This is a genomic window from Pseudobutyrivibrio sp. (assembly GCF_015057185.1).
Taxonomy (GTDB): domain Bacteria; phylum Bacillota; class Clostridia; order Lachnospirales; family Lachnospiraceae; genus Pseudobutyrivibrio.
Genome location: NZ_SVEV01000022.1, coordinates 46717 through 60126 on the forward strand (window position 1 = coordinate 46717; position 13410 = coordinate 60126).

Consider the following 13410-nt stretch of genomic DNA (forward strand, 5'->3'; position numbering starts at 1 on the left):
GAATAAATTGGTTTTCAGCTCACTAGTATTTTGCACTATCTTTCTTCCAATATGTCTCTTGGCATACTACGGTGTGCCAAGGATAGTAGGGAAGAATGCGGAGCGCAAGCTCACACTTTCAAATTACATACTGCTCGGATTTAGTTTATTATTTTATGCCTTCGGTGGGGTGAAATATCTGCTCCTTATTTCTGGAGTTATTATCATCAACTGGTTGGCAGGGTTTTTGTGCTCTAAAAAAAGACATGGCTTAATAGTGAGACGTCTAGGTCTCATTTTTGCCATAGTCTGCGATTTGGGAGCACTTTTTTTCTTTAAGTATTTAAACTTCTGGATACCGGTAGTATTACCTGTTGGTATTTCGTTTTTCACATTTCAGGCTTTATCCTACGTTATTGATGTTTATAAGGATGATGCAGAGCTACAGAGCAATCTATTCTTCTTTGCACTTTATATTTCATGCTTTCCACAGTTAGTTGCAGGACCAATTATTCATTACAAGGACGTGGCGACGCAGCTGGTGGATAGAACAGTTAGTGATCAAGGCTTTGTAGTAGGAATAAAGCGCTTTTGCTTTGGCCTTGGAAAAAAGGTCCTTATCGCAAATACGTTAGCAGAAATAGTAGATAAAATATGGAAAACTGATATATCAAATCTAGATGCCACAACAGCATGGCTGGGAGCCATATGCTATACCTTCCAAATATACTATGACTTTAGTGGATATTCGGATATGGCAATTGGTCTTGGTAAAATGTTTGGATTTGACTTCAAAGAAAACTTTAACCATCCATATCGTTCAGAATCCGTTAGAGAATTTTGGAGACGTTGGCACATCTCTTTATCCACATGGTTTAGAGACTACGTATACATCCCACTAGGTGGAAGCAGATGCAGCATGTCTAGAACCTGTGTAAATATATTTATAGTATTTTTATTAACAGGTATTTGGCACGGTGCTAATTATACCTTTATTGTTTGGGGTGTTGTTTACGGACTTCTATTGATTTTTGAAAGACTTTGGTTTGGGAAAATTCTTGATAAGAACCCTGTAAAATTTCTAAATAGAATTTTGATATTTATTGTGGTAACAATCCTTTGGGTAGTATTTAGAGCAGATAGCATCTCATCAGCTGGTATATATATTTCTAGAATGTTCATAGGTGGTGCCAATATACTAAATCTTCTAAACTACTTATCAGGAATAACAGTCCTTGCATTTATATTTGCATGCTTATTTGGCGGCTTTGTGCAGGCTCACATTAACATAAAGTTTTTGAAAAACAGCATGGTTGCAAGTCTTGTATTATTGGCACTTAGCTTGATTTTCCTGGCAAATGGAACCTATAACCCATTTATTTACTATCAATTTTAGGAGAGAAAATGAGTTTTACTAAGTTAAAAAACATTATCTTCATAGTGCTATTCTTTGGAATTCTCGTCTTTCCATGGATAGGTGGCGGTATTCTTAGGGTGGCATCACCCTCTACCTACGAGAAACTCTCCACTGTAGAGACCGAAAAACGTCAAATGCAGACCATTGAATGGGATAACCTATTAAATACTGGAGAAAGCATTTCTGGCTTTGTAGACGACAGAATTCCATTTAGATATACGTTGATTTCTTGGTATAAATCCATGAGTGATGCCATGGACGAAAAGTATCAGGTGGTGGCCACAGCAGTAGGCTCACGCTTTTATCAATCCGCATTAGGTCTCAAAAAACAGCTGGGAACTATTGCTGGAAACGGAAACAAAATAGCAGTTGCTATTACAAGCAATCAGGAGGTTATACTTGAGGAACCGGCCGTATCCGATGAGAATTATTTCCCGTTACATGTATACCAGGATGTAATCATAGCCCGTGACGGCTGGCTGTTTTTGTATGGTGAAAACGAAATCCAGTGCTACCAGGGCACAAATCTATTAACAGAAGAGGAACTACAAAATTACGCTTCTAAAATAAACCAACTACAGGCTTTATGCTCAGCCCAAGGCAAGGAGCTATACATTTATATAGCACCTAACAAATCCCAGGTGTACAGCCAATATATGCCAACAGTTGATATAGCAAGCTCCTATAAGAGAGCGCAGCAGCTAACCAGCTACGTGACTGAAAACTGCAGCACGCCATTCTTATATCCACTGACAGAATCACTAACTGCAGCAGGCATCTACCAAACCTACTACAAGTATGACAGCCATTGGAACCACCTTGGAGCTTTATATGGAACCAACGCATTATACGCAGCCATGGGCGTTGAACAAACAGACCCATCCCAATGGATTACAGGCACCAGTGATGCCGACAAATACGAACTATACACCTACATGGGCATCCCAGACGATATGGTCACCCATGACGACATCGAATACACAATGGACTACCGTCCTGAGGTCACCGTCAACGGACTTAACACCGAATCCATGGTATGTCACACCACAAGCGACGGAGCCAACGACAAAAAGCTCTGCGTAATCGGAGACAGCTTCAGAGTCAACATGATGCCATACCTAGCCAAAGACTTCACCAGCTGCACCTTCTGCCACCGTGACTACATGAACGAAATCCACTCCGACATAAAGAACGCCGACATAATAGTCATCGAGGCCGTGGAACGCTACGACTACGAGGCCTTCAACGCCATCCAACGCACCATCAATGTCCTCAGCAACTAGCATCCCTCTAAGGGCCCCACATACAACATCAGGCCAGCCCGGCCCTAGGCCCCACCCGCCAGGTATGCCGTGAACTTTGCAAGAATATTTTGTTTTCCAAATATGCAAAGACTCGCATCTTTTATTGGCATGTGTCTTTCTCATGTCTGGACAAATTTGAAAAGCTGTTTTCTATAGGTGGACACACAAAACTTAAAAAAATTGTGCATTTCAGGCTCAGGGGAACTTGGCGCGATTTTGGAGTGCGCTTAGAAAATTAAAAGCAGGATTATCAATATATTGGCATGCGCCGCTAGGAGGGCGGCGCAAGTGCGACACGCGACACGATGTCGTATAAAGCACGGTGCCAATATATGATAATCCTGCTTTTTAAATTTTCTTAGCAAACGTAATATGAGCCCAAGTCCCCTGAACCCTGAGATGCACATTTAATAAATCTGCAGTGTCCACCTAGTTGGAAAACACTTTTCAAAATAGTTCATCCATAGAAAGACACATGCGGGATGCTCTCTTTTGCATATTGGAAAACTACAATATTCGCAAAATTGTTCACGGCATACCAGGCGGGTGGGGCCTAGGGCTGGGCTGGCCTGGTACCTAGTGGCAGGGCCCTTAGAGGACTGCTATTAGGTGGGCCGCGATGGCTGCGAAGCCGGCGTCGTTTGGATGGCCTGCTAGGAAGGAGCCTATTGTGTAGACGGTGCCGTCTGGTGTGGTGTAGGTGTCTCCTTCTTGGAGCTGGTATTCGGCTACGCCTTGGATGTCAGAGAGGCTTACGTAGGTACAGCCGGTGGCAGAGGCTACGGCCTTTTTGGTGCTGATGATGCTTGAGTATGCCCAGAAGTTGTCTAGCATTACGATGCGGGCATTAGGGTTGTAGGCTCTGATGTAGGTGATCATGTCGGTGAGGTCTTCCTCAAAGTGGGTTTCGTGACCTTTGACGTTTTCGCCTAGTTCTATGACGATTGTTCCGTACTGGTAGTTTGTGATGTATGGATCTAGGTCGTCTAATTCGTAGTTACGTGTGTTTGAAAATTCCCATGCTCTAAGTGACATGTAGTCGTAGGAGCTGTAACCCTTTGCGGCTACGGTAAGGTGTACGTAGTCGTTGTCAGGTGTGGATGCTCCACAGCCCCATCCTGAGCCCCACCAATCGCTGGTGGCTGGATACATGGTGATTGAGTTGCCAATGAATAAAATGTCCTTGGTGGCTGTTGGCTGACCCTTTGATGTGGATGGCATAGGAATGTCGATGTATTCCTCAGATACGTCATCGAAGGAGATGTAGCCATAGTCTCCATTGGTCTTTATTTTGTAGAAATCAGTCTGTTCGCAGGTTCCTACGATAGAAACTCGTTGGTCAACAGAGAGTGTGCCAATGATTTCTGCGGCATCGTAAGGCTCTTGGCGGACTGTGGCATCCGCCTGTGCGAAGTATGTGGCCTCGAATTCCTTGAAGGTGTATTCTTCCTCTTCTTCGGCATTCTCAGTGGCTTCCTCAGCGGCAGCCTCTTCTTGGGCCTGGGCTTCTACGCGGGCTTGTTCTTCAGCTTCTTGTTGTTCCTTTGCAGCCAGCTCGGCAGCCTTTTGCTTATTTTGATATATAACTAGGCTAGCAAATGCAATAATAAGAACTACAAGTGAAATCCATAGTGAAATGACAATTTTCTTTTTCAAAATATTTCTCCTGTTAGATAATTAGTATTATAATTACTGTATTATATCACTTTATAAAATATAAGTCATTTAAGGGGTTTTACTATGAAAGCAATTCTATCAGCGAAGTCTATGGCGGCATGCGATGCTGCCACAATCAATGTGCATAAGGTTCCTTCGTTAGTTCTTATGGAGAGAGCGGCAAAGGCTATTGTGAACCATATCATTAATAGTTATCCAGAGGATTATCGTATATGCGTAATATGCGGTCCTGGTAATAACGGCGGAGATGGTGTGGCAATAAGTAGAATGCTAAATTTAGCAAAGAGACATAGCACAATAATTCTTCTTGGAGATGAAGATAAATATTCAAGTCAGCTAAAGCAACAAATCGAAATAGCAGAGAGCTATAATTTCCCAATCTATCATGGAGTGGACAAATCAATATTTGATGAGAGCGATTTATTTGTTGATGCCATGTTTGGAATAGGGCTTGCCAGAGGCTTGGAGGGTGAATTTTTAGAGGCGGCAGAGCTTGTTAATAATTCTAAAAAGCCTGTTATCGCAGTTGATATTCCATCAGGTTATGATACAAATTGTGGAAAACTCCTTGGAAAAGCAGGGGTAAAGGCTGATACAACAATCACATTTGCATATTTGAAAAAAGGACTTTTGTTGGGAGACTGCAAAGGGGCAGCAGGAAAGGTTCAGGTGGTGGATGTTGGAATTTACCTAGATGAGCCAGATAAAGAAAAATGCTTTTTTGTAGATAAAGATATTTTAAAGAAAATGCCAAAAAGAGAGGTAACTGCAAATAAAGGAACTTGTGGAAAGCTCCTTGTGATTGCCGGCTCAAGTAGCATTTATGGAGCATGCTATTTGTCGGCAAAGGCAGCCATCACTGCCGGGGCAGGACTTGTAAAAATATTTACTCATAAAAATAATGTGGCATCTATTCAGCAGGCACTGCCAGAGGCAATGTATTATGGATATGAAGCGTTTGAAGAAAAACAGCTGCTTGAGGAAATGAAGTGGGTGGATGCTATATTAATTGGTCCAGGACTTGGTACCTCTGAGACAGCAGAAAATATCGTAAATACGGTGCTTAAAAATTCAACAGTTCCAGTGATAATAGATGCAGATGGGCTTAATATTTGCAGTAAAAATCTTGAGCTTCTAAAGGAATGCGCTAAGAGCAATAAAATAATCGTGACTCCTCATTTAAAGGAAATGGAGAGATTGACAGGGGTACCTGTTGATGAAATAAATTATTCCATGGAAAAGGTGGCTAGAGATTTTTCATCTTCCTGTGGGGTTATTACAGTATTAAAAAATTTTACTACTTTAATTACTGATGGAAATATAATTCATTACAATGGAAGCGGTAACCAATCCCTTGCCACTCCAGGCTCTGGAGATGTGCTTGCAGGTATTATCGGTGGCCTTTTAGTTCAGGGAATAAAACCATATAAGGCGGCAGTAGCAGGGGCTTATTATCATGGCACATGTGGGGAATATGTTTCTAAAAGAGTGGGTATTAAAGGCGTCCTAGCTAGTGATATTATTGAGGAAATGGCAAAAATAAATGTATTGACATAATCAAGAAATAGTAATAAATTACTACTATATGGGAATATAAATAAGGAGGACGCAATGACACAAACATTAAAGGATAAAAATGGTTTGACTGAAGAAGAATTCCTTGCACAATATGATCCTGGTGATTATCCAAGACCTTCCGTTACAGTAGATATGTTATTACTAGGTCCAAAGAAAGATTTGTCAGGTTTAAGAATATTACTAATCAAAAGAGGAGGACATCCATTTCTTAATTGCTGGGCTCTTCCAGGTGGATTTGTTCATCCTGATGAGACATGCTATGAGGCTGCTAAAAGAGAGCTTCGTGAGGAGACTGGTGTAAAGGATGTTTACCTTGAGCAGGTTTACACATTCTCAAAGCCTGACAGAGATCCACGTACTCGAGTAATGAGTGTGGCATATATGGCTCTTACAAACAAAATTGTCCCTGTTAGAGGTGGGGATGATGCTTTAGAAGCAGCATGGTTTGATTTTGAGTATGATGATGGAATGATTCATATTTTCAATGAGGATATCGGTGTTGATATTCAGTATGAATTGACAACAAAGCGATTCAAGAATGGACATATAAAATATCCTAATCTTGTACCTACTCTTAAGACAAAGACTATGCTTGCCTTTGATCATGTTGAGATTATTATCGAGGCAATGAAAAAAATTAGAAAAGAAATAGAGTATACAGATTTACCTTTCAGCATGGCTGATGTAAAGTTCACTCTTCCTGATTTACAGGTTATTTATGAGCTATTATTGGGCCACAAGCTTTACAAGGCAAACTTTAGAATTATGATTGCTGACAGAGTTGAGCCATTAGGCGAAAAGGGCAAATCAATTATCGGACGAAGAATGTCTGAATTATACATACTTAAGTAGGAGGCTCAAATTAATGAGAGAGTTTGATGTGGAGAAGCAGACAAAACAGCTTATAGAATACACGAGAGAGTGGTTCAATCGATTTGGCGATAATACTCGTGCAATCATTGGTATTTCAGGTGGCAAGGATTCATCTGTTACTGCAGCAGTTTTAAAGGAAGCAATTGGAGCAGAGAGAATCAGAGCTGTCATAATGCCAAATGGAGTTATGTCAGATATTGATGATGCCAAATTATTAGTTGATACACTTGGTCTTACATATGAAATCGTGCCAATAACAGACTATTACGATGCTGCTATTAAAACCTTTGAAAATGCAAAGACATTTGAGGTAACAAAGGATCTCAAAATCAATCTCGCCCCTAGACTTAGAATGTCTACATTGTATGCAATTGCTCAGGGACAGGGCGTTACTTCTTTTGTAGTTAATACATGCAATGCATCTGAGGATTACGTAGGCTATTCTACAAAGTTTGGTGATGCAGCAGGTGATGTATCACTTTTACAGGATTTTACAGTTACAGAGGTACTTCAGATTGGAGAATATCTTGGACTTCCTAACCAGTTAGTTCATAAGACACCATCAGATGGTCTTTCAGGTATGTCCGATGAGGACAAATTAGGATTCAAATATGCTCAGCTTGACGAGTACATTTCTGATTCTAATGCTGATATTCCGGCTGATATTCGTGCTTCAATTGATAAAAAGCACGCAGCAAATTTACATAAGCTTCAGCTTATGCCAGCTTATAAGAGACACTAGGAGGGTTTTATGAATTACAACGTGGAGAAGATATTTTTGGACTTGCCAAGAATGAGCAAGGTACACACAAAAGCTGATTATGAAAAGTACACTAAGGTGTTTACTGAAGAAAGATATGGTGAGTTAGAGAGTCTTGTTAAGGCTGACAACGTAGAAGAGCAGTGTGAGCTTTTCTGCAATGATGTTTTTGAAAACTATAAAAAGTTTGGTAAGGTTCGTGGTGGGGACCAGATGAATCTTAACTATTTTATGATTTTCTTCATTTTCCCTACAATCCTTACAAAGGAAGAAAATGGCGAAGCTATCTGCAATACACTTAGAGATATTTGGAACAAGAAATTTGATGCTAATATAAATTATACAAATTACGATTCTCTTTATGATGGCTTCCGTACAAAAATTTTTGGAATACCAATTGGAAAGAGCTAAAATGAAAAAGATTTTAATGATAGGTACAGGTGGAACTATTGCATCTAAACAAACAGATGCAGGGCTCACACCTGGACTTACGGCTGAGGACGTTTTGTCCTACATTCCAGCAGTTGAACATGTTTGTGAGGTTAATACTATTCAGATTCTTAATCTAGATAGCACAAATATGACTCCAGTGCATTGGAAAAAAATAGTTAAAACAATCGAAGATAATTATGATAGCTATGACGGCTTTGTTGTATGTCATGGTACTGATACTTTGGCCTATACAGCAGCTGCTCTTAGCTATATGATACAAAATTCTGCAAAGCCAATAGTTGTAACTGGTTCACAAAAGCCAATTAGTCGTGACGTTACAGATGCAAAGACTAATCTATTGGATTCTTTTATCTACGCTTCAGATGATGCATCTCAGAATGTCAGCATTGTTTTTGACGGCAAAGTTATATGCGGTACAAGAGCAAAAAAGGAAAGAGCAAAAAGCTACAATGCATTCTCAAGCATTAATTTTCCATATTTAGCTGTAATTCAGGATGGAGTTATTATTAGATATATTCCTGAGGTGCCAGTTAGAGGCATCCCTATTTTTTACTATGAGATGTCTGACCGTGTAACATTACTAAAGCTATATCCGGGCATGAAGGCAGATGTATTGTCATATCTTTTTGAAAACTACGATATTGTGGTTATTGAGAGCTTTGGTGTAGGTGGCATGCCTGCAACTCTTATGGAGACCTTCTATCAGGAGATGGAAAAATGGCAGGGCACTGACAAGCTTGCAGTTATGACAACTCAGGTAGCCAATGAAGGCAGCAATATGACTGTTTATGAGGTAGGACGCCAGATTAAGGCTGATTTCCACATGATAGAGGCCTATGATATGACCTTGGAGGCTACAATTACTAAGCTTATGTGGCTTAGAGGAATGAATTACAACAACAAGAGACTTCGTGACGTTTTTTATACTGAAATAAACAGAGATATGTTATGGAGAAAAAATGAAAACAATTCCATTGTACGATAAGGATGCCTTCGCTAAGGAATTTGCGGCGAAGGTGATTTCTTGTGAAGAGGTTTTTACCGGCGACAGAAAACTTTATAAGGTAGTGTTGGATCAGACACTGTTTTTCCCAGAGCAGGGGGGACAGACCAGTGATATAGGTACGATTGATTCATCAAATGTAGTAGACGTCCAAATCGAAAATGAGATTATCTACCATTATTGTACTAGCGGCTTTCTTAGCGGCGAGTCAGTAAATGCCAAAATCGATTGGAATCATCGATTCAACAATATGCAGCAGCACACCGGTGAGCATATTTTCACAGGATTGGCTCACAAAAAATATGGAGCTGACAATGTTGGATTTCATTTAAGTGATAACACAGTTACATTGGATTTAAATGTTGAATTAAACCAAGAGCAAATCAGAGAATTAGAACTGGCTGCTAACCAATTGATTGCAAAGGATGTAGAGGTTAGGGCCTATTATCCAGAACCGGCATTGTTGCCAGCAATTGATTATCGCAGCAAAAAGGAAATATCAGGGCCAGTACGACTTGTGGAAATCGAAGGTACAGATATCTGTGCTTGCTGTGCACCACATGTTAAAACCACAGGTCAGGTAGGTATTTTAAAGGTTGTTGATTTTGGAAAGTACAAGGGCGGTACTAGAGTGTACATTTTGTGTGGACTTAGAGCTCTTGAGGATTACAACCGCCGAATGAGTATTCTTGCTAAAACATACCAGAAACTAAGCTGTATGGAAGATGAGATTCCTGAAAAGGTAGCTGGTATAATCGAGGACAACAAGCAGCTGAAATTCAGCGTTTCCGAAGTGAAATTTAGTGCTCTTATGAGCCAAATTGAAAAATATCCATCAGATTTGATTGATGTGACAATATTCACCGAAGACTTAGATGCTAAAAATATGCGCGACGGAGTTAATGCATTGGTTGAAAAGCACGCAGGCTTATGTGCCATTTTCTCAGGAAATGACGAGGATGGATATAACTTTGTTATTGGCAGCTCTACAAGAGATTGTAGCGCCATTGCAACTGGACTCCGTGAGCTTTTAGGTGCAAAAGGCGGCGGTAGCAAGCAAATGGCGCAGGGAAATGTTATGGCCACTAGAAGCCAAATCGAGAACACATTGTAATAAATATGTAACAAATTGTAACAATTGTGTTATACTACACTTAACGAAGTTGTAACAAGCAAATGAAAAGGGAAGAATATGGAAAATTTAAAAGAGATTTTGAGCAATGTGTTCAGCAATGCAAACGTCCGTAGATGGATTGTGGAGGGATGTATTTGTATTGCACTTGGAATTAGTGTTGCTTGTATTACATTTAATGTGCTAAATAAAGAAAAGAAAGAGCTTACAGTTAGTGCTGAGGCTGCGGCTTCGCCAGTTACAGAAGAGGAAACTACAGCTGAGGTAAATGGTGAGGGCTTGCCAGCAGATGATCCAGATGCAGATGTTGTAATAGAGGTTGTAGAAGGAACCTCTGATGATGAGGTAGATAATACTTCAGCCTATGGTTATGCACCTGAGATTGCTGATTGGTCATCTGAGGAGATAGATGCTGCTATCCAGGAGAGAAGCGGATATATTTCAAAGACAAAGTATCAAAGCGCTGTAGCCCATTTATGGGAGAGTCAAAGAGAGGTGACAGATGTTGCCTGCTACTGTATGTATCTTTTTAACACAGATTCAACCGTTTATACAGCAGCTGATTTTGAGGATATGTCTCCAGAAATCATTCATTTAGCAAAAAATGAAATATATGCAAGACACGGATATTCTTTCAAGGATGCTGATCTTTACAATTATTTCATGGCACAGATTTGGTACACACCATCGGTGCTTCCAGCAGACTTTAGTGAGGATGTTTTTACTGAAACCGAGGTAAAGAATCTTGATATGCTTAATGAAATAGATACTCTTTAATATATGCCGAAATGTAGAAGGACTGACAGTAATGTTGGTCCTTTTTGTTATGATTTTCTCTAGGATTTTGGCTAAGGAGTCTGTATAATTGATAAGGATTTTTATGAGGAGAGAATATGGAAAAGAAAACAGCTAGACAGTCAAATATAGAGATACTTAGAATTGTGGCGATGTTGATGATCATCGCTTATCACATTATTATACATTGCGTAAATATTCAGCTTAGCAATACAATGTCCATCGAGAGGATGCAGAATGGATGGTTTAGCACACCAGACTTCTATCGTCAGCTTATGATGTTGGCCCTTATGATGCCGATGGGATTGGTTGGCAATGCTATTTTTATCATGATTTCAGGATATTTCTTGATTGATAGAGATATCGATATGCTAAAAATATCAAAGAAGCTTCTAGGACAGCTTTTATTTGCGGCAGTGGTACTTGTTTTAGCGTCCACATTTTGCATTTGGTACACCAAGGACAATATAGCTACCGAAAATTTACTTAACTACATTAAAATTCAGTACTTTAACAAAATGTCCTGGTTTGTTGGCTACTATTTTATAATAATTCTCATAGCATTTATGTTTTTAAACAAGTTCCTAGCGAAGCTTAATGCAAAGCAGCATCTAGGCTTTATGTTTGCAATCTTCGCCGTTACCGAACTAGGCTGGTCAGGCAAGCTTCTAGATGATTTAGCAAGTGGACTTAGAACAGTATTCATCGGAGTATTCTTATATTCCTTTGCAGGTTACATCAAAAAATATGACCCATTTAAAAGAGTTAGGACCTACGTATTTTTCCTTTTAATCATATTAGTAAATGGAATTGTAGGTATCTCTTATTACAACAACGTTATGGGCAAAATCCAGACCTACAACTACAATCTTTTGGTGGACCCAACAGTTGAACTAGATTTTGTTCAAACAATTCCAAAGTACGAAAACTTTAGTATTGTTGTAGTTTTAATTGGTATTTGCATGTTTGAGCTCTTTAGAAGAATGCCTATTCCATCAAGCAAACCAATTAACTATTTAGCACAAACTACCTTTATGATATACTTGCTTCATGACAATGGATTGGCTTACAGTATATGGGAAACAGAAGATTGGATTACACTTCTTTACCATGATGCGTCCGGATTTTTAGTCAAATTATCATGCTGGACCTTAAAGGTATTTGCAGTAGGTGCACTGGCATACGGAATATATATCGCACTAGTTATGATACTGAAAAAGTCTAGCTGGCTTTTTATAAAGAAAGGGTAAAGGGAGACAATGGAGAAATACACTTACACACCAAAGGGCGTATGTGCTCGCCAAATCGAATTTGAATTAGAAGATGGAAAGCTTCACAACGTAAAATTCACAGGTGGCTGTGACGGAAACACAAAGGCTATCGGAAAGCTTCTTGAAGGGGCTGACGCTGCTAACACAGTCAACATCCTCAAAGGAAACATCTGCGGAATGAAGGGAACAAGCTGCGCAGACCAGCTTGCAAAAGGAATCGAAGAAGCATTAAGCAACTAAACAAAAAATGCTGGCGTAGCGCCAGCATTTTTTTATACCATCTCAGCATTAGCCGAAACAACATTTTCTTCATTCTTTTCTCTAAAAATTGTTCTAAATATTAATCTTACAAAAGGTCCACAATAAAAAATCTGATACAAAAGAGCCATTGGGAAATTCATACCCCAAGTCTGTACCCATGTACCAAAGCTTTGATTCTCCTTAAACAAGAGTGTAGCCACAAGGCTCATGATAGGACACATAATGCAGCAAATACATGCTGAAATAGCAAATGTAATAACTGCAGGTCTATCAGTAGGTCTCACAACTCTAAAGGCAAGAGCTCCCGCAAGCTTACTAACTGCAAAAAACTCTAAAATAAAAGCGATTGGAACCATAATAGGCAGCTCATGAAGTGCCATCACGAAAGTAGCATTAGTAACACCACCTGTATTCAATGCTACATTGTAGCAAACCATTCCGTAAACCATAACAGTCGCCATAATTATTGTAAAAATAACATCCTGAAATTTTGTCTTAGGCATAAAAAACCTCCTTCGCCAATGAATAACAAATACGTGTGTTGTTCGTTGGCTCCAGGAGGAGTGTCGTTTCCAATATCTACCAAATATTTAACTAACGCAGATTATATTATCATCATTTGACACCAAATTGCATGGTAATTTTCACCAATATTCAAGCCCTATACATTTGTACAATTTGCCACCTCTCACAACCTGCCACCTCAAATTGGCCCCTGCCCCATGCTGGCCCACTATATTTTACGTGCCCCTTCCTGGCTCCTACCTGCCGGCCGCCCCTAGTGGCAACACAATTTCGCGAATATTTCAGTTTTCCAATATGCAAAAGGGAGCATCCCGCATGTGTCTTTCTATGGATGAACTGTTTTGAAAAATGTATTTTTGTTGGGCGGACATTTTAGTAAGTT

Annotated in this window: 13 protein-coding genes; 11 read left to right on the top strand and 2 right to left on the bottom strand. The window is 39.7% G+C overall.

What is annotated here, in order from left to right:
* Window positions 1–7: 7 nt before the first annotated feature.
* Both E7276_RS10020 and E7276_RS10025 read left to right on the top strand, forming a co-directional pair.
* Window positions 8–1375, top strand: coding sequence for an MBOAT family O-acyltransferase (locus E7276_RS10020; RefSeq protein WP_294217009.1), 1368 nt, complete (start codon window positions 8–10; stop codon window positions 1373–1375).
* 8 nt (window positions 1376–1383) lie between these two features.
* Entirely contained in the window at window positions 1384–2679 is a 1296-nt protein-coding gene (locus E7276_RS10025; protein WP_294217014.1) for an alginate O-acetyltransferase AlgX-related protein, read from the top strand.
* A gap of 612 nt (window positions 2680–3291) precedes the next feature.
* On the opposite strand, the gene E7276_RS10030 is transcribed toward E7276_RS10025, so the two are convergent.
* Window positions 3292–4356 (bottom strand): SGNH/GDSL hydrolase family protein, encoded by a 1065-nt coding sequence (locus tag E7276_RS10030; protein WP_294217016.1) that lies wholly within the window; start codon window positions 4354–4356, stop codon window positions 3292–3294.
* Between the two features lie 84 nt (window positions 4357–4440).
* Here E7276_RS10030 and E7276_RS10035 point away from each other — a divergent pair, with 84 nt between their 5' ends.
* From E7276_RS10035 to E7276_RS10075, 9 genes are all read left to right on the top strand, one after another.
* On the top strand, window positions 4441–5934 hold the full coding sequence (locus tag E7276_RS10035) for an NAD(P)H-hydrate dehydratase (protein WP_294217018.1): 1494 nt from the start codon (window positions 4441–4443) through the stop codon (window positions 5932–5934).
* Between the two features lie 54 nt (window positions 5935–5988).
* On the top strand, window positions 5989–6807 hold the full coding sequence (locus E7276_RS10040) for an NUDIX hydrolase (RefSeq protein WP_294217019.1): 819 nt from the start codon (window positions 5989–5991) through the stop codon (window positions 6805–6807).
* Window positions 6808–6820: 13 nt separating this feature from the next.
* Window positions 6821–7570, top strand: a complete 750-nt coding sequence (nadE, locus tag E7276_RS10045; protein WP_294217023.1) for an NAD(+) synthase — start codon at window positions 6821–6823, stop codon at window positions 7568–7570.
* Window positions 7571–7579: 9 nt separating this feature from the next.
* A complete protein-coding gene (locus E7276_RS10050) occupies window positions 7580–7999 on the top strand; it encodes a hypothetical protein (protein ID WP_294217025.1) in 420 nt (139 codons plus the stop codon).
* A 1-nt stretch (window position 8000) separates the two neighbouring features.
* Window positions 8001–9026, top strand: a complete 1026-nt coding sequence (locus tag E7276_RS10055; RefSeq protein ID WP_294217029.1) for an asparaginase — start codon at window positions 8001–8003, stop codon at window positions 9024–9026.
* Complete coding sequence (locus tag E7276_RS10060; RefSeq protein ID WP_294217032.1) at window positions 9001–10158, top strand: alanyl-tRNA editing protein; 1158 nt, start codon at window positions 9001–9003, stop codon at window positions 10156–10158. The genes E7276_RS10055 and E7276_RS10060 overlap by 26 nt, the downstream gene beginning before the upstream one ends.
* 78 nt (window positions 10159–10236) lie before the next feature.
* Complete coding sequence (locus E7276_RS10065; protein ID WP_294217035.1) at window positions 10237–10953, top strand: YARHG domain-containing protein; 717 nt, start codon at window positions 10237–10239, stop codon at window positions 10951–10953.
* A gap of 116 nt (window positions 10954–11069) precedes the next feature.
* A complete protein-coding gene (locus E7276_RS10070) occupies window positions 11070–12221 on the top strand; it encodes an acyltransferase family protein (protein ID WP_294217037.1) in 1152 nt (383 codons plus the stop codon).
* Window positions 12222–12230: 9 nt separating this feature from the next.
* The gene (locus E7276_RS10075) at window positions 12231–12482 is read left to right on the top strand and encodes a TIGR03905 family TSCPD domain-containing protein (protein WP_294217039.1); all 252 of its coding nucleotides are present in this window, start codon (window positions 12231–12233) and stop codon (window positions 12480–12482) included.
* A 32-nt stretch (window positions 12483–12514) separates the two neighbouring features.
* Here E7276_RS10075 and E7276_RS10080 read toward each other — a convergent pair whose 3' ends face one another.
* Window positions 12515–13006: a DUF2798 domain-containing protein gene (locus E7276_RS10080; RefSeq protein ID WP_294217041.1), complete on the bottom strand. Its 492-nt coding sequence runs from the start codon at window positions 13004–13006 to the stop codon at window positions 12515–12517.
* Between the last annotated feature and the right edge of the window lie 404 nt (window positions 13007–13410).

What these genes read in the sequence shown, in the direction of transcription:
- E7276_RS10025 (WP_294217014.1), top strand. Translation starts at nt 1,384, where the DNA reads ATGAGTTTTACTAAGTTAAAAAACATTATCTTCATAGTGCTATTCTTT.
- E7276_RS10035 (WP_294217018.1), top strand. Translation starts at nt 4,441, where the DNA reads ATGAAAGCAATTCTATCAGCGAAGTCTATGGCGGCATGCGATGCTGCC.
- E7276_RS10040 (WP_294217019.1), top strand. Translation starts at nt 5,989, where the DNA reads ATGACACAAACATTAAAGGATAAAAATGGTTTGACTGAAGAAGAATTC.
- nadE (WP_294217023.1), top strand. Translation starts at nt 6,821, where the DNA reads ATGAGAGAGTTTGATGTGGAGAAGCAGACAAAACAGCTTATAGAATAC.
- E7276_RS10050 (WP_294217025.1), top strand. Translation starts at nt 7,580, where the DNA reads ATGAATTACAACGTGGAGAAGATATTTTTGGACTTGCCAAGAATGAGC.
- E7276_RS10055 (WP_294217029.1), top strand. Translation starts at nt 8,001, where the DNA reads ATGAAAAAGATTTTAATGATAGGTACAGGTGGAACTATTGCATCTAAA.
- E7276_RS10060 (WP_294217032.1), top strand. Translation starts at nt 9,001, where the DNA reads ATGAAAACAATTCCATTGTACGATAAGGATGCCTTCGCTAAGGAATTT.
- E7276_RS10065 (WP_294217035.1), top strand. Translation starts at nt 10,237, where the DNA reads ATGGAAAATTTAAAAGAGATTTTGAGCAATGTGTTCAGCAATGCAAAC.
- E7276_RS10070 (WP_294217037.1), top strand. Translation starts at nt 11,070, where the DNA reads ATGGAAAAGAAAACAGCTAGACAGTCAAATATAGAGATACTTAGAATT.
- E7276_RS10075 (WP_294217039.1), top strand. Translation starts at nt 12,231, where the DNA reads ATGGAGAAATACACTTACACACCAAAGGGCGTATGTGCTCGCCAAATC.
- E7276_RS10080 (WP_294217041.1), bottom strand. Translation starts at nt 13,006, where the DNA reads ATGCCTAAGACAAAATTTCAGGATGTTATTTTTACAATAATTATGGCG.